Raw genomic sequence first — 21,579 nt, forward strand, 5'->3', positions numbered from 1 at the left:
ACTATTATGTTAGTCCAGAATCTCCCATGTATCTGCTTTGGCAGCTGCTTGGGAGATTCCGAGACTACAAGAGTATGGCAGACCCTCAAAAATGTTCCCAAAAGGAGGGGCTATCGTGTTCGATTTTGAAAAACCAAAAATTGAAATTGCTGAGATTTCCGAAGACAAAAGATATGGCAAATTTGTGGTTGAACCGCTGGAAAGAGGCTATGGTACCACATTAGGCAATTCTTTAAGAAGAATTATGCTTTCCTCTTTGCCTGGTGCAGCAGTAAGTCAAGTGAAAATCGACGGCGTTTTGCATGAGTTCAGTTCTATCCCTGGTGTAAAAGAGGATGTAACTGAAATTATCATGAACATCAAGAGTCTGGCGATCAAAAACAGCAGCGAGACGAATGAGCCGAAGACGGCTTATATCGAGTTCGAGGGCGAAGGCGTCATCACAGCAGCTGACATTCACGCTGATTCTGACATTGAGATTTTGAATCCGGACCAGGTCATCGCTACATTAAGCGGCGGCGCGGACAGCAAATTCTACATGGAGCTGACGATCACGAAGGGCCGCGGCTACATCAGCGCAGATAAGAACAAGAGTGAAGATCTTCCGATCGGAGTTCTGGCTGTTGATTCTATCTACACACCGGTGGAGCGTGTCAATATGACCGTTGAGAACACCCGTGTGGGTCAGGTGACAGATTATGATAAGCTGACATTAGATGTATACACAAATGGAACGCTGGCACCAGACGAAGCTGTCAGCCTGGCAGCAAAGGTTCTGAGCGAGCATCTGAACCTCTTTATTGACCTTTCCGAGAATGCCAAGACCGCAGAGGTTATGGTAGAGAAGGAAGACAACGAGAAAGAGAAAGTGCTTGAGATGAACATCGACGAGCTGGAGTTATCCGTTCGTTCTTACAACTGTTTAAAGAGAGCCGGAATCAATACAGTGGAGGAGCTGTGCAACCGCACACCGGAAGATATGATGAAAGTCAGAAATCTGGGCCGCAAATCCCTGGAAGAGGTTCTTGCAAAACTGAAAGAATTAGGCCTGCAGCTCAACCCGAGCGAAGAGGCTTAAGATACCGCGTGGGTGGACGTGCTTTGCAGTGCGTCCCTTTCATGCAGATACGGGGACGGGTAAGTCCGAATGGCACAGGTCCCTGCATAACCATCAAACAATTATATTTTATATAGCAGACATTCAGTAAGTCCAAAGGGCATGAGTGTCGGCTTCCGCAAATGGAGGAGAAAGAATCATGGCAGGATATAGAAAACTTGGAAGAACTTCCAGTCAGAGAAAAGCAATGCTGCGCAGCCTGGTAACCGCACTGTTATTCAACGGCAAGATCGTTACCACTGAGGCAAGAGCAAAAGAAGTGAAGAAGATCGCTGAGGGTCTGATCGCTCTGGCAGTAAAAGAGAAAGATAACTTCGAGACCGTTAAAGTTACCGCTAAGGTAGCTCGCAAAGACGAGAACGGCAAGAGAGTAAAAGAAGTTGTTGACGGCAAGAAAGTTACCGTTTACGACGAAGTAGAGAAAGAGATCAAGAAAGATAAAGCTTCCAGACTTCACGCTAGAAGACAGATGCTGAAGGTTCTCTACGATGTAACAGACGTTCCGACTGCAAGAGCAGGCAAGAAGAAAAACACTAAGAAGGTAGATATGCCGGCTAAGCTGTTTGATGAGCTTGCACCGAAGTACGCTAACCGCAATGGTGGTTACAGCCGTATCGTTAAGATCGGTCAGCGTAAGGGCGACGGCGCTATGGAAGTTCTGTTAGAGCTGGTATAATTTAGATAGATTCGTTTGTTTAAGTTGTATCAAATCTTCGTTCTTTTACGCAAGTTTTGAATCGTAAGATGATTTTATATCCCCGGTTTGGGAGACAGAGAAATCTGTCTTCTGAACCGGGTTTTTTGACGTTAGAATGGAATTTTTCAGGTTTTCCATTTACCTTGAGAAAAAGTCAGGGTTTTAATAACACTTGAATGAAAAAAATAGAAAGAATGGCGCAAAAATAGCAGACTGAATTTTACGGTTTTCCGCATACTAGGATTAAACGATTTTATCGAACAAGTTCTTGGATTCAAACAGAGTGTACATCTGCATTTCGTTGAGATTCGCCGCAGTGCGGAATCTACGGAACGGGGGAGGTACATAGGAGTAGAAGGAGGAAAAACCGTGCGAAAAAACTCTGGTATGTGGAAAACAATAAGTCGGAAGGAAAAACTTCGCCGTGTTCTGCTGATAATCTTTGGTGCGGGGGTCATTGCGCTTGCCGGCGTGTCTTATCAATATGTGAAGAACGCGGTTCCAGACCGCATCAATGTGGTGGTGGACCGGCAGGAGCAAGTTCGCTTTGGGCTGCCGTTTCGATCATTGCTGGAAAGTGAGAGCGAGGAGGTGCTTCTAAACGGCAGCTCTAAAATTCCGTCCGACCAGATCCATCTGCAGCTCAACCAGCCCTTTTCCATCTATTCTGAACAGGAGGGAACGTACCGTTTAAGTCTCAAACTCTTTGGAATATGGAAATTAAAGGATATCGAGGTAGATGTGTCGGACGTCCAGTATGCGGTTCCCTGTGGGCTGCCGGTGGGTATTTACATGAAATCCGATGGACTGATGGTGATTGGAACCGGAAGGGTGACGGCACAGACGGGGGAAGTGATGGATCCGGCGGACGGAATCCTGCGTTCTGGAGACTATATCGAGGCAATCAACGGGATGCCGGCGACGGACAAGAAAGATATGATACGGGCGGTCAAGGAAGCGGGAAATATGGCTCTGACACTTTCGGTGCGCCGCGAGGGAGAGACGATGGATGTACAGATGACGCCGGTACAGACGCAGGAGGGAGACTATAAGCTTGGGCTGTGGATCCGCGACGATACGCAGGGCATCGGTACGATGACCTATGTATGTGCTAACGGCGCGTTTGGAGCGCTGGGACACGGTATCAGCGACGGCGACACGGGACTTCTGGTGCAGACCTCCGGCGGCGAACTATACGATACGGAGATTCTGGGCGTGGAGAAGGGAAGTTTCGGAAAGCCGGGCGTGATGTCGGGCGTTATTTACTATGGAAATCAGTCGCGGCTGGGAAGTGTGGAGGCTAATACGGATCAGGGCATTTTCGGGACGGCAAATCCGCGCTTTTTAAGCCGGGTAAAGAACCCTGCAATTCCGATCGGTTACCGTCAGGACGTCAAAAAAGGCCGTGCCTGCATCCGTAGCAGCGTGTCCGGGGAATTGAAAGACTACGAGATTGAGATTCAGAAAATAGACCACTCCTCCAACCGCCACAACAAGGACATGGTCATTCGCGTAACCGATCCGGAACTTCTGTCCCTGACCGGCGGGATCGTCCAGGGCATGAGCGGCAGCCCCATCATCCAGAACGGAAAACTCATCGGAGCAGTTACGCACGTTTTTATTCAGGATTCGACGCGTGGGTATGGGATTTTTGCGGAGAATATGCTGGAAGCGGCTGAAAACAGCATAAATTAAGCAAAAACAAAGAAGCACTCATCCGGGATGTTTGTCCCTTATGTGAGTGCTTCTTTTTTATAGTAAGTCCCAAAAGCAGGATTAAATTAAGACGTCAAAAGGGGAGGTGATTCCTCGCCCTTTGATGTGTTTTAAAAATGCAAATTGTTAATACTGTTAATAGCGTTAGAGGTTATTTTACGAAGATTGGGTTCGTTAAGAGCTTCGTTTGCAAGGCTTTTTAGTTCTATAATACCTTTTTCTGTAATAGACCAGTTGTTACGAATTCCTGATATAAACAAACCGTCTTGTGCTAAATGCTTTCTAACAAACGCAAGATCGTTTCGCCATACAAGTTCGTTCCGGTTATGTTTTGTTTCTAAATCATGTTGATCAAAGGTCATCCAATGATTATCTTCAATATAATCCAAAACATTATTTTTTGTGACATTTGTTCTTAAATAATAAGAACTTAACAAGAGTAATAAACGTTTTTCATTTTCCAAAGACATCATATGCATATTCACCTCACATTTTTTAATTATATCATCCAAAAATAATAATACAAGCTATATTACTTTTTATTGTTGTCCATAATGACAATCACTCGTGAGCGGCAGCCCCATCATCCAGAACGGAAAACTCATCGGAGCAGTCACGCACGTTTTTATTCAGGATTCGACGCGAGGGTATGGGATTCTGGTGGAGAATATGCTGGGACATTGAATCTGGATGCAAAGTAACTGTTTACAAGTGGGAATTTTCTGGACTGAAAATTCCATATGATACAGTTCTGGCAGCAGATTTTGCCGATTTTGAATACGCAGCATCGGCAAAATCCTGTTGCTGGGCACACGTGTGTGAACAGTAACATGCAAAGTACAAAGTTTTTGCTCTCTTTATTGACAGGATATAAAAAAAGCGTATATAATAGAGCAAATTACATATTTGGCAAAACAGTTGAAAAGCTGCGACGCAAAGCTATAGGGCCTGTAAAATGGCAGCCAGTTGCATTAACACGATAACAGAGTATGTTATAGTTGTATGGCTATGGCGTAACTCTGTTTTTTTATAGGAATTTATCGAAACTTGATCTGCAAAGATGGAATTTTCATGTTCAGAAACCGGTCGTGGAGGCTTTTTAATTGCGTGTATTTTGTGTGTCTTTCGACCGGAATCGGTAAAACGTGGTGATAAGGGATCGTTAGATAGGCGTATGGCGGCTGGGCGGTAGAAGGTTTATAGCGGAATCTTAACAGATACGGTTAGCTACAATACATGCTTATATATAGTTTGCATCTTGTGTAATTTATTTTGCATCAAAAGAATTGATAGACAAAATGAGCGTTGAGTGTCGAACTGCGCGATCAAAACGAGTTGAAACTTGTTAAAAAAAGAATTTATAATTATTTTAATCATCACAGGTGCCGAGGAGGAGAATATTATGGCAGAAATGAAGATTGCGATCGCAGAGGATAATCGTCAGGCATTGGATATGCTTGGAAATATACTGGAAAGTGATAAGGAGATTCAGGTGGTCGGAAAAGCGGAAAACGGAACCGATGCCTATAATATGATCGTAAAGACAAAGCCGGATATTGTATTTCTGGACGTAGTGATGCCGGGAATGGATGGAATTTCGGTTATGGAGCGCATCAAGACAAATCAAGACTGTTCAGCTGACACTTCCTTTGTTATGATTACAGCTGCGAGCAGCGAGAATCTGACAGCGGATGCTTTTCGGATGGGCGCCTGTTATTACATAGTAAAGCCATTTTCGAAGGAGGCGGTTTTAGACAAGGTACATCGCCTGAAGAATTACAGGAACCGCGCTTCGACCCTGGCGGGCAACCGGAAGGTGGAGCCGTATATGGTGTCGGCGGAATATGAAAGACAGAATCTGGAGAGCGATGTGACGCAGATTCTGCATGAGATTGGGATTCCGGCTCATATTAAGGGATATCAGTACCTGCGGGATGCGATTATTTTGTCAGTCAGTGATAAAGAAATGCTCGGTTCTGTGACGAAAATCCTGTACCCGACCATCGCCAAGAAGCGCCAGACCACTTCAAGCCGTGTCGAGCGGGCAATCCGCCACGCGATTGAGGTCGCATGGAGCCGCGGCAAGATGGACACGATCAACGATCTATTTGGATATACCGTCAGCACAGGGAAAGGAAAGCCGACCAATTCGGAATTTATCGCATTGATTGTTGACAAGATTTGCCTGGATTATAAGCGGGATGTATAAAATCGTGCGGTGCTTTTTGGAGCCGAAAGTGCTGTAAGCCTTTTTAACACGATTGTAACACATTTATGAAAGTGACTGATTGCATGGGTAAATGTGTGTATGATAAGATAAAGGGGAAATAAAAGATGCAGGACTGAAAAACTGCCCCTGTATAAAACAGCTGGACAGAGAGGTCAGGAAAGCAGCTAAAAGAACGGAGAATTGCCTATGAAAAAAAAAGTACCGGCGTACAATGGAACCCTGCGGGATCACACGATTATGTGTCCGTATTGTATCAGTGAATGTTCAGGAATCCGCATCTTTGGAAAGCGTATCAAATCGATCGCCTTCTCAACGGATGTGGCAATCATCAAAAATATCAACGCGGATGCGATCATCGCAGTTTATCCGTTTACTCCGCAGGCAGCTATCTCACAGTCGATCATCAGCATCTCGGATGTGCCGGTGTTTGTCGGGGTCGGCGGCGGTCTGACCGGAGGAAAGCGTTCCGTCCGTCTGGCGCTTCAGGCAGAACATCAGGGAGCCTACGGTGTAGTGGTCAATGCGCCGATCGCGGATGAGGTCATCACGGAGATCAAGCGGGTGGTTGACATTCCGGTCATTGCGACGATTGCTTCGGTTCACACGGATGTCCGCCGCAAACTGGAGGCGGGAGCCGATATTTTAAATGTATCAGGCGCTGCCGCCACCGCATCGATGGTAGCCGAGATCCGGAAGGAGTATCCGGACGTTGCCATTATCGCGACCGGAGGACCGACTAATGAATCGATTTTGGAGACGATCGAGGCAGGAGCCAATGCGATCACGTACACGCCGCCGTCCAACGGCGAGCTGTTTGCGCGGACGATGAAGAAATACAGGGAGATCAATCCCTGATTATACAAAAGCCGGGGCCGAAGAGAAAACATAATTTTCTTTTCGGCTCCGTCTTTTATTTTTGTTTCATAGGAAATTGCGTCCTATGAAACAAAAAAACGCTCCGCGAGGATGCGCACTCGCGCGAAGCAGAAACATGTCGCAAGCGACCGCGCTCGGCGCGAGAATGTGCCAAGGCACATTCTTTTTCATGCGGTAAAATTTATAATTCATCCGGTACTATGCAAAATATCCAATTCAGAAAATACAGTCTGCAAATCGGAACTATTTGTCATATATTTCCCGATTTTTTTCTCTGTCGCCTACTTTCTAATTCCCTGATTCTATTGTATAATAATTTTAATAGGGTGCCAGATCGCGAGCGGGCACGGTTGGGAGGTAGTAGCTATGAAGAATATTCTGTTTATTGCATCGGAGGCGGTTCCATTTATCAAAACAGGAGGTTTGGCAGACGTTGTCGGATCCCTTCCAAAATGTTTTGATAAGCAGTATTTTGATGTGCGTGTCATGATCCCGAAGTATCTGTGCATCAAAGAGTCATTCCGCAATGAAATGAAGTATGTGAACCATTTTTATATGGATTATCTGGGACAGAACCGGTATGTGGGCATCCTGGAATATGAATATGAGGGCGTGACCTTCTATTTTATTGATAATGAGAGTTATTTCTGGGGTGACCGCCCGTATGGGGACTGGTATTACGATCTGGAGAAGTTTTCCTTCTTCTGCAAGGCGGCTCTCTCATCCCTGCCGGTGATCGGCTTCAAGCCGGATGTCATCCACTGCCACGACTGGCAGACGGGACTTATCCCGGTGCATCTCAAGGACAAATTCCACGGCGGCGAGTTCTTCCGGGATATCAAGTCCGTCATGACGATCCACAACCTGAAATTCCAGGGTGTGTGGGATGTGAAGACAATCCAGCATTTCTCTGAGCTGCCGGACTACTATTTTACACCGGATAAGCTGGAAGCTTACAAAGACGGCAATATGTTAAAAGGCGGCATCGTATACGCGGATGCGATCACGACGGTCAGCAACACCTACGCGGAGGAGATTAAGACTCCGTTCTACGGCGAGGGACTGGACGGTCTGATGCGTGCGAGAAGCAACAGTCTGCGCGGTATCTTAAATGGTATCGATTACGATGAATTTAATCCGGAGACAGATAAACGGATCGTACAAAATTATAACGCAAAGACATTCCGCAAGGAGAAATCCAAGAATAAAAAGGCGCTGCAGGCGGAGCTGGGACTGGCGCAGGACGAGAAAAAGTTCATGATCGGTATTGTCTCCCGTCTGACCGACCAGAAGGGACTTGACCTGGTACAGTGTGTGATGGATGAGATCTGTACGGAAGATGTACAGCTGGTTGTGCTGGGAACCGGAGATGAACGGTATGAAAATATGTTCCGCCACTATGACTGGAAGTACAATGATCGTGTTTCCGCTAATATTTATTATTCGGAAGATATGTCGCATAAGGTATATGCAGCCTGTGACGCATTCCTGATGCCGTCGCTGTTTGAACCATGTGGGCTGAGCCAGCTCATGGCGCTTCGCTACGGAACCGTGCCGATCGTGCGTGAGACGGGTGGTCTCAAGGATACTGTATGGCCATACAATGAATACGATGGAACCGGAACAGGATTTTCATTTGCTAACTACAATGCACATGAGATGCTCGACTGCATCCGCTATGCAAAATACATCTATTATAATAAGAAGCGCGAGTGGAACAAGATTGTAGACCGCGGCATGGCGGCTGATTTTTCCTGGCAGACATCGGCTGGAAAATATCAGGAATTGTATGACTGGCTGATAGGATATTAATGACGGACCGAGTGATTTAGGACAGTGGCATATGTGTGGAAGAAAACAGAGGAATTAAGATAGTACAGGAGAGAAACATGACTTTTTTTCAGGAATTGACATCAAACCAGACGCTGATGACCGGCGTGACCGGGTGGGTGGTCGCCCAGGTGCTCAAGACGATTCTGGACATCGGGCTGAACCATTCGTTCAACCCGGAGCGTCTGATTGGATCCGGCGGTATGCCGAGTTCCCACTCATCCACTGTATGTTCGCTGGCAACGGCGGCGGCGCTGCGGTACGGAGTGGGAAGCTTTGAATTTTCCATCAGCTTTATTCTGGCGATGGTTGTTATGTATGACGCGATCGGTGTCCGGCAGGAGACAGGAAAGCAGGCAAGAGTTCTGAACCGCCTGCTTTTCGATGATTTCCTCAAGCTGGACGGCGTGGTATTACAGGAAAAATTGAAGGAATACGTGGGGCATACGCCGATACAGGTAGCAGCAGGCGCGATTTTAGGCATTTTGATTGCATTTATTCTCGATCCGATGTTCATATAACGAACATCGGATCTTTTCATTTTGGCTGATAGATGGTATAAATATAGGGATAACGTGTATCTAAGCGTTAAATGAAACTGAGGAAATGAGAACAGAACAATGGAACAGAGAAGAGACATAGAAAATACCAAACCTGCCTGCCGGTTAATTCTGGCGAGTGCGTCTCCGCGCCGCAGGGAGCTTTTGGAGCGGATTGGGCTGAAACCGGAGATTCATCCGAGCACTTTGGAGGAAAATCCGATCTGTACGGAACCGGCGCAGGTTGTGATGGAACTGGCGGGACAGAAGGCGCGCGATGTGATGGCGCAGGTGCGTGAGGAGGCACGGACGACGGGAATCCCATTTTCCGGGATTATCATTGGTTCCGATACCGTTGTCAGTGTGGATGACGAGATTTTAGGAAAACCGGCGGATCGAGATGAGGCGCTTGAGATGATCGGACGGATCCAGGGGCGCAGCCACCGTGTATACACGGGCGTGGCGATCCTGACTGAGGATCGGGAGAGCTGCTTTGCGGTTGAGACGCGGGTGGATGTATATCCGATGAGCGATGTGGAGATCGAGGCGTATGTAGACTGCGGCGAGTCGATGGACAAGGCGGGCGCATACGGCATTCAGGGAAGCTTTGCCGCGCATATCCGCGGAATCGACGGTTCTTACACGAATGTGATGGGGCTGCCGGTCGGAAAACTCTATCAGGAATTGAAGCGGATCTGCCCGGAGAAGATAGAGGATCTGCTCAAGCATACGGCCTGAGGTGGATGGCTGATGGAAAGAAAGTTACTGTTCACGGGTAGGCACTTTTGGAACCGAAAGTGCCGTAAGAAAACGTGGTGGCAGACCGTGAACCAGAGTGGAAGGATTGACAGAACGCAGCGCTGTTGGTCATATGTGTGAACAGTAATAAATCAGCCGCTCAGAGAGAATATGTGACAGGAATTGCTAAAATATGCAGGAGAAAGGGAGTATCCATGCAGAAACAGAAAAGGAAGACAAACCATATCCATCGGGCGGCGTGTGCCCTGCTTGCGGGGCTGGCGCTCAGCCTGGGGCTTTTGACTGGATGCGGCTCGGACGGCAGCACGATCGTGGTGGGAAAGAAGAATGAAAAGGGTTATTCCCGCGCGGAAGTGATGGTGATCGCCATGACGGAGAAAAAACGCTATGAGGAGGTCTGTACGGATCAGATCTGGGGCGTTTCAGTTGGAGAAAAGGGCGATGATTTTGAAACGTATCTAAAAAAACAGATCCGTTCGTTTATGGATGAGCTGAAAATCATGAACCTGCTGGCAGCCGACCGGGGGATTTCCCTGACTTCAGAGGAGCGGGCGGCGATGGACCGGGCAGCAGCCGAGTATTTTGGGCGTCTGCCGCAGTCGGCGATTGACTCGATGGGCGTGACGGAGGCGGATGTCCAGCATATCTATGAGGATTATGGTCTGGCGGAGAAGCTGGCGGGACGGCTCACGGACAATGTGGCGCTGGAGGTCAGCGACAGTGAGGCAAAGGTGATCCATGTCAGTCAGATAAAGACATCGGATGAGAGCGAGGCAGACGCCTTCCAGCGGGCTGCATCGCAGGAAGATGCCGATTTCCAGTCCTGTGCCGAGGAGGCGGGGCTGACGGTGAGTGACCGGGTGCTGGGGCGCGGCGATGAGTCGGATGCCTATGAGAAAGAGGCATTTTCCCTTGCCGAGGGCGCAGTCAGCCAGGTGATCCATGCGGACGACGCGTACTATGTGCTCAAATGTACGGACGATTACGACGAGGACGAGACGGCGGCGCGCAAGGAGCGCATCTACGAGGAGCGGAAAAAACGCGCCTTTCAGGAGATCTACGATCGGTTCAGCAATACGATCTCCGTTTCTTACAGCAGCGGGCTCTGGGACAGTCTGGATCTGACCTCGGAGTTCGAGAAAAATGACGCGGATTTCTTTGAGATTTACGCGGAATATGCGATCAAATAGGTAGTCTGTACCTGGGGCGGGCAAACAAAAAGTAAACTTATTTTTAAAAAAGGATAACAATTCGGAACAACCGCTTGACTACCGGGGAAAATTCTTCTACAATGAACGGTAATGTCCGGTCAGGCGGACATACTGTGGAGGAAAAATACATGAATATCATAAAAGCGGTCAATCTTGTATTTGATTATATAAGACGCGATGAAGAGGGGCAGGTAGAGGAAGTAAAGCGCGCCCTGGATCATGTGAATCTGGAGATTGAGAAAGGCAGCTTTGTGGCGATCCTGGGACACAATGGTTCCGGCAAGTCCACATTTGCCAAGCAGATCAATGGCATTTTGAGCCCGACCGACGGTACGCTTTTTGTATCGGAGATGGATACAAGGGACGAGGCGCATCTGTGGGATATCCGCAAAAATGCGGGCATGGTCTTTCAGAACCCGGATAACCAGATCATAGGGAATATAGTGGAAGAGGACGTCGGATTCGGTCCGGAAAATATCGGAGTTCCGACCGAGGAGATCTGGAAGCGAGTGGATGAGAGCTTAAAGGCAGTCGGGATGACGATGTACCGCAAGCAGTCCCCGAACCATCTGTCCGGCGGACAGAAGCAGCGTGTGGCGATCGCAGGCGTCATGGCGATGAAACCAGAATGTATCGTGCTCGATGAGCCGACGGCGATGCTCGATCCGAACGGACGCAAGGAGGTTATCCGCACCGTCCATGAGTTAAACCGGGCGGAAGGAATCACGATGGTGCTGATCACCCATTATATGGAAGAGGTGGTCGATGCAGACCGCGTGATCGTCATGGATGACGGTCATATCGTGATGGACGGCACGCCGAAGGAGATTTTCTCCCGCGTGGAGGAACTAAAACAATACCGGATGGATGTGCCGCAGGTGACGGAGCTTGCGTGGGAGCTTAAGAAAAAGGGAATTCCGCTTCCAGATGGAATCCTTCGTAAATCGGAGCTTCTGGACGCACTGGTACCGCTTTTGAAAGAGGAATAGAGATGGCAATACAGGTAGAAGATTTGTGCTACACCTACGGCGAGGGCACGGCGTTAGAGCGCCAGGCATTAAAGCACGTGAGTTTTGAGATTCAGGACGGCGAATTTGTCGGTCTGATTGGTCATACCGGATCGGGAAAATCGACCCTGATCCAGCATTTAAACGGTCTGATCAAGCCGACCAGCGGCGATATTAAGTATCAGGGTGTCAGCATTTACAGCCAGGGTTATAAATTAAAGGATCTGCGGAGTAAAGTGGGGCTGGTGTTCCAGTATCCGGAGTACCAGCTCTTTGAGGCAGATATTTTTACAGACGTCTGTTTCGGACCGAAAAATCTGGGGCTTCCGCAGGAAGAGGTGGAAAAACGTGCCCGCCATGCCTTAAAGCTGGTCGGCATGGATGAAAAATTTTATAAGCAGTCCCCGTTTGAACTTTCCGGCGGACAGAAACGCCGCGTTGCGATCGCGGGTGTACTGGCGATGCGTCCGGAGATGATGATCCTCGACGAGCCGACGGCGGGACTCGATCCGCAGGGGCGCGATGAGATTTTAGGTCAGATTGAGCGCCTGAACCGGGAGCACGGGCTGACGATTTTGGTGGTTTCCCACAGCATGGAGGACATGGCGCGCTACGTGGACCGCATCATGGTCATGAACGACGGCGTGAAGATGTTTGACGATACGCCGAAGGAGGTATTCCGCCATTACAAGGAGTTAGAGGCGATCGGTCTTGCCGCGCCGCAGATCACTTATGTGGTGCAGGGACTTCGGGAGCGCGGGATTCCGATCGACGACGCGATCACGACGGTAGAAGAGGCGCGGGAGGCGATTCTGGCGCTGTATAACAAGCGGAGGGAGAAACAATGATACGGGATATCACAATCGGACAGTATTATCCGGTCGAATCAGTGGTTCACCGGCTGGATCCGCGTACCAAGCTGTTTGGAACGCTGATCTACATTATTTCATTATTTTTCGCGGATAACCTGCTCTGCTATGCGGTAGCGACCGTATTTCTGGCGATGGCGGTTCGCGCCTCACGCGTACCATTTAAATTTATCGTGCGGGGACTCAAGGCGATCGTGTTCCTGTTACTTATCAGTATCAGCTTTAACCTGTTTCTGACAAATGGACGGGTGATTTTCCAGATAGGGTTCTTAAAAGTGACGCATGAGGGCTTGCGACTGGCAGTTTTCATGGGTCTGCGCCTGATGTATCTGGTGATTGGTTCCTCTGTCATGACGCTGACGACGACCCCGAACCAGCTCACGGACGGCTTGGAGCGGAGTCTGGGATGCTTGAACCGTCTTCATGTGCCGGTGCATGAGATCTCGATGATGATGTCGATCGCGCTGCGCTTTATCCCGATCCTGATTGAGGAGACGGATAAGATCATGAAGGCACAGATGGCGAGAGGCGCTGATTTTGAATCTGGCAATCTCGTACAGCGGGCAAAGAGCATGATCCCGATTCTGGTACCGCTTTTCGTATCGGCGTTCCGCCGCGCGACGGATCTGGCGATGGCGATGGAGGCGCGCTGCTACCGGGGCGGAAGTGGGCGCACGAAGATGAAACCGCTGCATTATGAGGCAAGAGACAGGGTTACTTACCTGATCCTTCTGGTTTATTTAGGAATCGTGATCGCGCTTCGAATTTTATTTTAAAAGAATGATTGCTTGAATGTGCCAGGGCGCATTCTTTATTCAAAAGGCACATTTGAAAAAGATAGTTTAAAAGTTTAGAAGTTAGAGGATAGATACCATGAGACGAATTAAACTGGTGGTCTCCTACGATGGAACCGCCTACTGCGGATGGCAGCTGCAGCCCAACGGAGTCACGATCGAGGAAGTGTTAAACAAGGCGCTTTCTTCTCTTTTAAAAGAGGATATCCAGGTTATCGGGGCGAGCCGGACGGATTCGGGTGTCCATGCGATGGGAAATGTGGCTGTTTTCGATACCGAGAGCCGGATTCCGGGTGATAAGATCTGCTTTGCGCTCAACCAGCGCCTGCCGGATGATGTGCGGATCCAGGCGTCGGAGGAGGTGCCGCTTACCTTCCATCCACGCAAGGCAAACTGCGTGAAAACGTATGAATACAAGATTTTGAACCGCAAGATCGATATGCCGCTGCAGCGCTTATACAGCCATTTCTGCTATTTCAATCTGGATTTAGAGAAAATGCAGAAGGCGGCATCCTATCTCATCGGCGAGCACGATTTCAAGAGTTTCTGTACGGTGCGGACGCAGGCGGAGGAGACGGTGCGGACGATCTACAGCCTGACCGTGACGAAGTCGGACGACCTGATTACGATCCGCATCAGCGGCAGCGGTTTCCTCTACAACATGGTCCGGATCATCGCCGGGACGCTGGTTAAGATCGGTATGGGCGTTTACCCGCCGGAGAAGATGGAGGAGATTCTGGAGGAGAAAAACCGGGCGGCAGCAGGTCCTACGATCCCGGCGCGCGGGCTGACGCTCGTAAGTCTGGAGTACGAAAAAGAGCTGGCACCGTACCTGGAGGGCGAAAATAAGCACTGGCACTATGTGCTCGATCAGAGAAATGTCCCGGAGAAGGGGCTTTCATACCTCACGATCGAGCGCTGTGAGCCGGAAGAGCTTGACGGTGTGCTCCGTCGCGTGATCCATCAGGCATACCGAAATGGTGCGAAACAGGTATTTGTGCGGGATACGTTTGGAGAAGAGGGGAGCATCTACGGATATTACCGGCTGAGACGGCAGCCGGAGGTGGAAGAAGGCTGGCTGGAAGCCATCTACGAGGGTGAACATCAGTAAGTATGAGTAGAACATTTGATTATCTGGTCTGTTTCAGCGTCTATTCGCTGATTATCCTGATCATAGGAAAATCATCGTTCGGTGAGAGCGATTCGATTGGAAAATTTTTTATCGGAGAACGGAAATGCGGGTTCTGGCGGCTGTTTTGCACCTTCGTCGGAACCTGGGTGTCCGCTGCGACCATTCTGGGATATACGGGCAATGTTTTTGAAAATGGAACCTCAGTGATCGCCGTGACAGTTATCCCGTGGTTCATCGGCGCGGGGCTCTTGTGTCTTATCAGCGGGCGTATCTATGACTGCGACCTGCTCACGATCCCGCAGTTCATCGGGGATCGCTACCATTCCCGCCTCCTGCGGACCTGCTGTGCCCTGCTGCTCTCGAGCGGTTACGTTTTTTATCTGGTGATCCAGATCAAGGGATTTGGAATCGCGGCGGCGACGCTCTTAAATATTGATTATAAAGTTGCAATTTTTCTGGTTTATCTGTTTATTCTGTATTCTACCTTTGGAGGATTCAATTCGGTTACCAAGACGGACGGCGGCAACCTCATCATGCTCACGATCAGCATAGTGGTTGTCTATTTTGTCGTGGTCGGAGGAATAGAGGGAAGCGGATTTCTGACGAACGCGGAGGTGTTTAACCGAAATGCGGCTGGCAGCGGGACGGGCAGTTTTGGAAATCTGATGAAGGATTACAGCCTTACCATGTATCTCACGATGTTTTTTGGCTGGGGTATGGGGCTGGCAACGAATCCTCAGTATCTGATCCGGATTGTGGCGGCAAAGAGCTGTGAGACGGCGCGGAAAGTCCTGATCTGTTCGCTGGTGTTCTTGACATTTTTTTATTTCTGCCTGACCCAGATCGGTCTGGGACTTCGGATTCTGTTTCCTTATCTGCCCTCTTACTTCGGTTCAGACGATATTTTTGTCTACGCGATTAATTATTTGATCCGCTCGCGGTTCAGCGGATTTTTCCTGATCAGCGTGATCGGCGCGTGCATGTCGACGGCGAACTCGCAGCTGCTTCTGATTGGCTCGATGATGTCCTACGATGTGGTGGCGCAGTATGGAAAATGGAAGAAAACAGAGGACCACATCCTGGGGCTGACGCAGCTCTTTATCTTTCTTGGCGGAACACTGGCGCTTCTGCTCTCCTTAAATCCACCGTCCAACAGCCTGTTTTTCGGCGCGGATATCTGGGGATTGTTTTCAGCAATTCTGACACCGCTTCTCTACGGTACGCTTTATTATAAGCGGGCGACGAGGACGGGCGCATGGGCGGCATTTGTGACAGGGGTAGCCGGGACGGTGCTGCTTCAGCCGCGTGAGCTGCCGGTTTACTGGGGATTTCCGGTGACGCTGTGTTCGACCCTGGTTTTTGTCCTTGTCCCGGTGCTGGAGAGTATATGGAAAAAACGTGCTTGCTAAAGGCGGGCATTTGGAAACATGAAGGTGGCAGACAACAGCGAGAAGGAGGCGAAAACGAGCGATGAATAAATGGCTGAAACGTCTTTCAAATTGGTTTTTACAAATTGAAAATGAGGTCATGGTTCCATTTGTGCTGGTCGGAATCCTGGTAATCGGCAGTTTCAGTATGATTTCCTATTATAATGGCTACACGATGCAGAAAAACAGTGAGCTTGAGCTGGCTGATACGCTGTTTGAGGATGTAAACCGCGATTTGCACTTCCTGGAAAAGCGTCTGCCGGAGGAGGAGATCGCGGAAAAATACCGGAATTTTGAGCGCGGGCGGATCCGGATTCTGAACCGTGACGGTGAGGAGATCACGGCCGGAAGCCGTTGGAAAAATACATCGGTGCTGGCAGTCAGCGAGGGGGAAAATCCATTTGGCTGGCGGCTGGAGTACCGGATAAATGAGAGAATATTCGGGGACCGCATCTTAGAGCAGCAGAGCTATCTGGTAGTCGGCGCGATCGCGGCGCTGATTCTCATCTGCCAGGCAAGTATTTTCATTTCCCACAGTATCACGCGCCCCATCCGCCGGATGAGCCATACCTGTAAAGAAATCGAGGAAAACAAGGGCAGTTATCAGAAATACCGGTTTGAGGCGGTCAGCCGCCACGACGAGATCGGGCAGCTGGCGGTTACCTTTGAGGGGCTGCTCAAAAACATGGATAATTACACGAAAATGGAATATACCAGCCGGATGGCAGCGACGCTGGCGCATGAGATCAAGAACCCGATCGCGGGCATCCGCTCCGGTATTCAGCTTTTAAAGGGCAGGGCAGTCAAGGACGGCGATAAGATGCTCTGTGACAGCATGATCCATGAGATCGACCGCGTCACGGCGCTGATCATGAATCTTCTGACTTTGTCAATCCGGCGTGAATCACTGAAAACGGAGGTTTCTGTGACCGGTGTTTTAAAGGAGATCGGAATGATCTATGCGAAAGGACCGGACAGCCGCCGCGCATCGCTTTTGGTGGAGGCAGAAGAGGGACTGAGGGCGAGTCTCAATGAAAATGAGTTCCGTCAGATCATCCACAACCTGATCAGCAACAGCCTGAAGGCGCTGGTACCGGACCGCGAGGGACAGATCAAGCTCATGGCAGCCGCGCAGGAGAAAGAAGTGCTTGTGACGGTGCGGGACAACGGAAAAGGCATGACGGAGGAAGAAGTCTCCAAGGCGCTGGAACCATTTTATACAAAGAGCATCAACGGAACCGGGCTTGGGCTCTCAATCGTGAGCCGCCTGGTGGAGTCAAATGGAGGAACGATGGAGATCGTGAGCAAGCCGGGGGTAGGGACAGACGTGGTTTTAAGATTTCCGGGGAAAATGGTATAGTGTGACCATTTAATGAGGTATTTCACGAATTTAGTATTTAGGGTATAATGTTATGAAACAGGGAGGAGGATGCACATGGATCGAATTTTGATTGTGGACGATGAATTTCTGATTCGCTATACACTGGAGGAAGGACTGAAAGACAGGGGGTATGACGCCTATTCAGCCGCAACCGTCGAGGAAGGGCTGGAGTTTGTCAGGAAATATCATCCGGGGGTGCTCCTTCTCGACAATCTCCTCGAAAACAGTGTCGGGATGGATGAGATTGTCAATTTCAAAAATGCAGATGAGGAACTGCAGGTCATCATGATGACGGCGTACGGTTCCGTCTCCCAGGCGGTTGAGGCGACGAAGCGCGGCGCATATGATTATATTTTAAAGCCGTTTGATGTGGATGAGATCGATATGCTGATCAAGCGGTGTCTGGAGCAGAAGCGCAACCGGGATTCACTCGTCTTCCTGAAAGGCGATGTGCCGCAGTTTTTAGGTGTCAGTGAGGCAGCCGCCCGGATCCGGCACCTTATTCAGGTGCTTGGGGAAAATTTGTCGGTCAATGTACTCCTGCGCGGGGAGACGGGAACGGGCAAGGAAGTTGTGGCGCGGCAGATTCATGCGAACAGCGCCCGCAAGGATAACCTGATGGTACGCATTAACTGCGGTGCGATTCCGGAAAATCTGATGGAGAGCGAGCTCTTTGGCTACGAGCGCGGCGCGTTTGCGGGGGCGCTCAAGACGAAAAAGGGCTTGATTGAGCTGGCGGACGGCGGTACGGTCTTTTTGGACGAGATCGGCGAATTGCCGATGGCGATGCAGACGAAACTTCTGACCTTCCTGGATGACCGGAAATTTAAGCGGATCGGCGCGCTGGAGGACACGGCGGTTGATGTTCGGATCATTGCGGCGACGAACAGAAATCTCGAGGAGGCGATCAAGGCGGGGCAATTCCGGGAGGATCTGTTCTACCGGCTGAATGTTATGCAGATCGAGATTCCGCCGCTTCGTGACCGGCGCGAGGATATCCCGGTGCTCTGTGACTATTACCTTGACTATTATAATAAAGCCTTTGCCCGCAATATCGAAAAAGTGGATCCGGATTTCATGCGGGAGCTGCTCTTGTATGACTGGAAGGGCAATGTCAGGGAGCTTAAAAATATTTTTGAGCGCTGTTTTCTCTTCAGCCAGGGAAATATCCTGGAAAAACACGTGGAGCTGGCGCCGGTCGAGCGGGAGGCAAGGCCGGAGAGCGGGGACTGCATCTATCTGAAAGATCTGAAAAAAGGACCGATCGACCTCGAGCAGGAGGTCGCGGCGCTGGAGAAACGATATATGTCGGAGGCGTTGAAACTTTCCGGCAATAACCTGACGCGGGCGGCGGCGCTGCTCGGTGTCACCCGGTTCTCGATGAAACGGAAGATGGAGCGGGAAGACGGGGAGAAGTAGAAAAAGCAGAAAAACTGTATCAGGAGGAAGGACGAAAACGGTTGTCTGGTAAACCGGGTGCAGGAATGAATGGTAAAAAGGTGCAAAAAATCACATCGTGCAAAAACGCACGCCTAAAACGTGCGTTTTTGCACGATTTTTGTATATAAATTAAATTATTTTAAAAAATATTAAAATTATGATTGAAAAATACATAAAAGTCAGATAAAATATCATTAGAAGCAAAAAAACAAGGGGAACATACAAAAAACATCTCATCTTAAAAATAGTTTCCGATGGTTGTTGAAAACAGACAGAAGAAACGCTAAGCCGCAAAAATGAGATGTGTGAGCTAAGAAAGGGAGGAATGAACCATGTTTTACGTCGATTTAAACAGTGATTTAGGTGAGAGCTTCGGTAACTATACGATTGGTATGGATGAAGAAATTCTTCAGTACGTGTCTTCCGCCAACGTAGCCTGTGGATGGCATGCAGGTGATCCGATGGTTATGGATAAGACCATCGCACTGGCAAAGAAATACGGAACCGCAGTAGGAGCACATCCGGGATTTCCGGATCTGATGGGCTTCGGTCGAAGAAACATGGTGGTAACTCCGGAAGAAGCGAAAGCATATCTGAAATACCAGCTCGGCGCATTGAGCGCATTTACTAAGAGCCAGGGCGTAAAAATCCAGCACGTAAAACCGCACGGCGCATTCTACAACATGGCAGCTGTTGATGAGAAGCTGGCGAGAGCGATGTGTGAAGCAGTCTATGAAGTAGATAAAGATATCATCTTCATGGGTCTGGCAGGATCCCAGATGATCAAGGCAGCCGAGGAGGTTGGTTTACAGGCAGCGAGCGAGGTGTTCGCAGACCGTGCATACAACGATGACGGAACCCTGGTTTCCAGAAAACTTCCGGGAGCAGTCATCAAAGATAAAGACCTGGCAATCAAACGTGTCGTAAGAATGGTAAAAGAAGGAAAAGTTGAGAGCATCAACGGAAACGACATTTCCATCAAGGCAGATTCCATCTGTGTACACGGAGACAACCCAAAAGCGCTGGAGTTTGTAAAGAACATTCGTGAGACACTGGTAGCCGAGGGAGTGGAGATTAAAAATCTGTTCCGCTAATACGTATATAAGGAGAAGAAAAATATGGGAGAAAAGAAAAAAAGTAATGCGAACACGACAGCCCTGATTGGCGCCGCGTTCCTGATGGCAACGTCCGCGATCGGACCTGGTTTCCTGACGCAGACTGCAACCTTTACCGGTCAGTACGGCTCTATTTTCGCACTGGCAATCATCTGTACCATTCTTCTGGATGTTACAACCCAGTTAAATATCTGGTCCATCATCGGTGTGTCCGGTATGCGTGGACAGGATATCGCAAATAAAGTTGTTCCGGGACTCGGATATTTCATTGCGTTCCTTGTGTCTCTCGGCGGTCTGGTATTCAATATCGGTAACGTCGGCGGCGCCGCAACCGGTTTTAATATCGTATTCGGTTTCCCGCTGAAAGTCGGAACCGTTGTAGCCGGTGTCATCGGTATCCTGATCTTCTTATCCAAGGATGCGAAAAACTTCATGGATAAGCTGACCAAATACTTAGGAAGCATCATGATTGTTACCGTACTTTATGTAGCATTCCGTTCCAAACCTCCGGTTGTTGAGGCAATCAGCAGCGTTGGACATCTGAACGAATTCCCGAACCTGGTATTCCCGATTATTACCCTGCTTGGCGGAAGCTGCGGCGGTTACATCACATTCTCGGGTGCACATCGTCTTCTGGATGCAGGTTTCTCAGGAACCAAGGATCTTCCGCACGTTCGCCGTTCCGTATTAATGGGCGTCAGCGTATCGGGCGTTATGAGAATTTTACTGTTCCTCGCAGTTTTAGGCGTTGTTACAGCAACTCCGGAAGTGGTTGGAAGCGAAGCATGGGTAGCAAGCCCGCCAGCAGCAGCTTTTAAGGCAGGCGCAGGCATCATCGGTTACAAGATCTTCGGTCTGGTTATCCTGTTTGCAGCTATCACCTCCATCATCGGTGCAGCGTATACATCCGTATCCTTCTTAAAGACCCTGCATCCGTTCATCATGGAGAATGAGAAATGGTTCGTTATCGGCTTCATCGCTGTATCGACCGTTATCATGACATTACTTGGACAGCCGGCAACTCTTCTGGTTCTGGCAGGTTCCGTAAACGGACTGATTCTTCCGATTACACTGCTTGTCATTCTTCTGGCAAGCCGCAGAAAAGATATCGTCGGCGAAGATTACAAACATCCGACCGTACTCATCGTACTTGGCGTATGCGTTGTTCTTCTGACCGGTTACTCCGGAATCAAGGCTCTGCCGAAGATTCTTACCATCTTTGGTTAATGGATGAAAAAACGCGAAAAATATGGTAAAATAATAAAAAACGATTAAACGGACAGGCGCCCGGCGGACTGGCTGGATGAGCACGCAGATGGCTGGCTTATGGCAGCAGGTCTGTCGGGTGTTTCCCTGTAACTGGCTTGTTGGGCCGGAAGCAGTTTTTAGGTTACTGTTCACGCATACGTGCCCAGTAACGGAATTTGCCGTGGCTTTGC

General features: G+C 49.3%; 20 protein-coding genes and 1 riboswitch. Of the genes, 19 read left to right on the forward strand and 1 reads right to left on the reverse strand.

Annotation, left to right across the window (positions count from 1 at the left end; translation table 11 throughout):
- Positions 1-115: 115 nt before the first annotated feature.
- The 3 genes from DXC57_RS06440 to spoIVB all read left to right on the forward strand — a co-directional run bounded on the left by DXC57_RS06440 (position 116) and on the right by spoIVB (position 3,509).
- A complete protein-coding gene (locus DXC57_RS06440; protein ID WP_107000788.1) occupies positions 116-1,078 on the forward strand; it encodes a DNA-directed RNA polymerase subunit alpha in 963 nt (320 codons plus the stop codon).
- A 178-nt stretch (positions 1,079-1,256) separates the two neighbouring features.
- On the forward strand, positions 1,257-1,793 hold the full coding sequence (locus DXC57_RS06445) for a L17 family ribosomal protein (protein WP_022360547.1): 537 nt from the start codon (positions 1,257-1,259) through the stop codon (positions 1,791-1,793).
- Positions 1,794-2,183: 390 nt separating this feature from the next.
- Positions 2,184-3,509, forward strand: a complete 1,326-nt coding sequence (gene spoIVB, locus DXC57_RS06450) for a SpoIVB peptidase (RefSeq protein WP_347501822.1) — start codon at positions 2,184-2,186, stop codon at positions 3,507-3,509.
- Positions 3,510-3,640: 131 nt separating this feature from the next.
- Here the strand turns inward: spoIVB and DXC57_RS06455 are convergent, their stop codons facing one another.
- Positions 3,641-4,003: a winged helix-turn-helix domain-containing protein gene (locus DXC57_RS06455; RefSeq protein ID WP_182457230.1), complete on the reverse strand. Its 363-nt coding sequence runs from the start codon at positions 4,001-4,003 to the stop codon at positions 3,641-3,643.
- A 94-nt stretch (positions 4,004-4,097) separates the two neighbouring features.
- Between DXC57_RS06455 and DXC57_RS06460 the strand changes: the two genes are divergently transcribed.
- The 16 genes from DXC57_RS06460 to DXC57_RS06540 all read left to right on the forward strand — a co-directional run bounded on the left by DXC57_RS06460 (position 4,098) and on the right by DXC57_RS06540 (position 21,367).
- Entirely contained in the window at positions 4,098-4,214 is a 117-nt protein-coding gene (locus tag DXC57_RS06460; protein ID WP_243101335.1) for a SpoIVB peptidase S55 domain-containing protein, read from the forward strand.
- Positions 4,215-4,428: 214 nt separating this feature from the next.
- Positions 4,429-4,504: riboswitch (cyclic di-GMP riboswitch) on the forward strand.
- Between the two features lie 428 nt (positions 4,505-4,932).
- Positions 4,933-5,739 carry a sporulation transcription factor Spo0A gene (gene spo0A, locus DXC57_RS06470; RefSeq protein WP_117796494.1) on the forward strand — a complete coding sequence of 269 codons (807 nt, stop codon included), beginning with the start codon at positions 4,933-4,935 and terminating at the stop codon, positions 5,737-5,739.
- A gap of 207 nt (positions 5,740-5,946) precedes the next feature.
- Positions 5,947-6,615 carry a hydrolase gene (locus tag DXC57_RS06475; RefSeq protein ID WP_117796493.1) on the forward strand — a complete coding sequence of 223 codons (669 nt, stop codon included), beginning with the start codon at positions 5,947-5,949 and terminating at the stop codon, positions 6,613-6,615.
- Positions 6,616-7,002: 387 nt separating this feature from the next.
- A complete protein-coding gene (gene glgA / locus DXC57_RS06480; protein ID WP_022358456.1) occupies positions 7,003-8,448 on the forward strand; it encodes a glycogen synthase GlgA in 1,446 nt (481 codons plus the stop codon).
- Positions 8,449-8,525: 77 nt separating this feature from the next.
- Positions 8,526-8,987, forward strand: coding sequence for a divergent PAP2 family protein (locus tag DXC57_RS06485; RefSeq protein ID WP_117796491.1), 462 nt, complete (start codon positions 8,526-8,528; stop codon positions 8,985-8,987).
- A gap of 99 nt (positions 8,988-9,086) precedes the next feature.
- Positions 9,087-9,743 (forward strand): Maf family protein, encoded by a 657-nt coding sequence (locus DXC57_RS06490; RefSeq protein WP_118651647.1) that lies wholly within the window; start codon positions 9,087-9,089, stop codon positions 9,741-9,743.
- Between the two features lie 215 nt (positions 9,744-9,958).
- Entirely contained in the window at positions 9,959-10,954 is a 996-nt protein-coding gene (locus DXC57_RS06495; RefSeq protein ID WP_118651649.1) for a peptidylprolyl isomerase, read from the forward strand.
- 149 nt (positions 10,955-11,103) lie between these two features.
- Positions 11,104-11,964, forward strand: coding sequence for an energy-coupling factor transporter ATPase (locus tag DXC57_RS06500; RefSeq protein ID WP_117796579.1), 861 nt, complete (start codon positions 11,104-11,106; stop codon positions 11,962-11,964).
- A gap of 2 nt (positions 11,965-11,966) precedes the next feature.
- Positions 11,967-12,830, forward strand: coding sequence for an energy-coupling factor transporter ATPase (locus DXC57_RS06505; protein WP_118651651.1), 864 nt, complete (start codon positions 11,967-11,969; stop codon positions 12,828-12,830).
- The gene (locus DXC57_RS06510; RefSeq protein ID WP_022359386.1) at positions 12,827-13,627 is read left to right on the forward strand and encodes an energy-coupling factor transporter transmembrane component T; all 801 of its coding nucleotides are present in this window, start codon (positions 12,827-12,829) and stop codon (positions 13,625-13,627) included. The genes DXC57_RS06505 and DXC57_RS06510 overlap by 4 nt, the downstream gene beginning before the upstream one ends.
- A gap of 97 nt (positions 13,628-13,724) precedes the next feature.
- Positions 13,725-14,756: a tRNA pseudouridine(38-40) synthase TruA gene (gene truA / locus DXC57_RS06515; protein ID WP_118651653.1), complete on the forward strand. Its 1,032-nt coding sequence runs from the start codon at positions 13,725-13,727 to the stop codon at positions 14,754-14,756.
- Between the two features lie 2 nt (positions 14,757-14,758).
- A complete protein-coding gene (locus DXC57_RS06520) occupies positions 14,759-16,186 on the forward strand; it encodes a sodium:solute symporter family protein (protein WP_118651655.1) in 1,428 nt (475 codons plus the stop codon).
- A 61-nt stretch (positions 16,187-16,247) separates the two neighbouring features.
- Positions 16,248-17,564 (forward strand): HAMP domain-containing sensor histidine kinase, encoded by a 1,317-nt coding sequence (locus DXC57_RS06525; RefSeq protein WP_118651657.1) that lies wholly within the window; start codon positions 16,248-16,250, stop codon positions 17,562-17,564.
- A 75-nt stretch (positions 17,565-17,639) separates the two neighbouring features.
- On the forward strand, positions 17,640-19,004 hold the full coding sequence (locus tag DXC57_RS06530; protein WP_107000771.1) for a sigma-54 dependent transcriptional regulator: 1,365 nt from the start codon (positions 17,640-17,642) through the stop codon (positions 19,002-19,004).
- Positions 19,005-19,357: 353 nt separating this feature from the next.
- The gene (locus tag DXC57_RS06535) at positions 19,358-20,119 is read left to right on the forward strand and encodes a 5-oxoprolinase subunit PxpA (RefSeq protein WP_022358636.1); all 762 of its coding nucleotides are present in this window, start codon (positions 19,358-19,360) and stop codon (positions 20,117-20,119) included.
- Between the two features lie 24 nt (positions 20,120-20,143).
- Entirely contained in the window at positions 20,144-21,367 is a 1,224-nt protein-coding gene (locus tag DXC57_RS06540) for an NRAMP family divalent metal transporter (protein ID WP_022358637.1), read from the forward strand.
- The last annotated feature ends 212 nt before the right edge of the window (positions 21,368-21,579 follow it).

Source organism: Clostridium sp. TF06-15AC, from assembly GCF_003481165.1.
Taxonomy (GTDB): domain Bacteria; phylum Bacillota; class Clostridia; order Lachnospirales; family Lachnospiraceae; genus Otoolea; species Otoolea fessa.

Bases quoted from the DNA above. Each gene is read 5' to 3' on its own strand.
- DXC57_RS06495 (WP_118651649.1), top strand. From the start codon at position 9,959: ATGCAGAAACAGAAAAGGAAGACAAACCATATCCATCGGGCGGCGTGT.
- DXC57_RS06475 (WP_117796493.1), top strand. From the start codon at position 5,947: ATGAAAAAAAAAGTACCGGCGTACAATGGAACCCTGCGGGATCACACG.
- spo0A (WP_117796494.1), top strand. From the start codon at position 4,933: ATGGCAGAAATGAAGATTGCGATCGCAGAGGATAATCGTCAGGCATTG.
- DXC57_RS06525 (WP_118651657.1), top strand. From the start codon at position 16,248: ATGAATAAATGGCTGAAACGTCTTTCAAATTGGTTTTTACAAATTGAA.
- truA (WP_118651653.1), top strand. From the start codon at position 13,725: ATGAGACGAATTAAACTGGTGGTCTCCTACGATGGAACCGCCTACTGC.
- DXC57_RS06445 (WP_022360547.1), top strand. From the start codon at position 1,257: ATGGCAGGATATAGAAAACTTGGAAGAACTTCCAGTCAGAGAAAAGCA.
- DXC57_RS06535 (WP_022358636.1), top strand. From the start codon at position 19,358: ATGTTTTACGTCGATTTAAACAGTGATTTAGGTGAGAGCTTCGGTAAC.
- DXC57_RS06500 (WP_117796579.1), top strand. From the start codon at position 11,104: ATGAATATCATAAAAGCGGTCAATCTTGTATTTGATTATATAAGACGC.
- DXC57_RS06520 (WP_118651655.1), top strand. From the start codon at position 14,759: ATGAGTAGAACATTTGATTATCTGGTCTGTTTCAGCGTCTATTCGCTG.
- DXC57_RS06510 (WP_022359386.1), top strand. From the start codon at position 12,827: ATGATACGGGATATCACAATCGGACAGTATTATCCGGTCGAATCAGTG.
- DXC57_RS06505 (WP_118651651.1), top strand. From the start codon at position 11,967: ATGGCAATACAGGTAGAAGATTTGTGCTACACCTACGGCGAGGGCACG.
- DXC57_RS06455 (WP_182457230.1), bottom strand. From the start codon at position 4,003: ATGATGTCTTTGGAAAATGAAAAACGTTTATTACTCTTGTTAAGTTCT.
- DXC57_RS06530 (WP_107000771.1), top strand. From the start codon at position 17,640: ATGGATCGAATTTTGATTGTGGACGATGAATTTCTGATTCGCTATACA.
- DXC57_RS06490 (WP_118651647.1), top strand. From the start codon at position 9,087: ATGGAACAGAGAAGAGACATAGAAAATACCAAACCTGCCTGCCGGTTA.
- glgA (WP_022358456.1), top strand. From the start codon at position 7,003: ATGAAGAATATTCTGTTTATTGCATCGGAGGCGGTTCCATTTATCAAA.
- DXC57_RS06540 (WP_022358637.1), top strand. From the start codon at position 20,144: ATGGGAGAAAAGAAAAAAAGTAATGCGAACACGACAGCCCTGATTGGC.
- DXC57_RS06485 (WP_117796491.1), top strand. From the start codon at position 8,526: ATGACTTTTTTTCAGGAATTGACATCAAACCAGACGCTGATGACCGGC.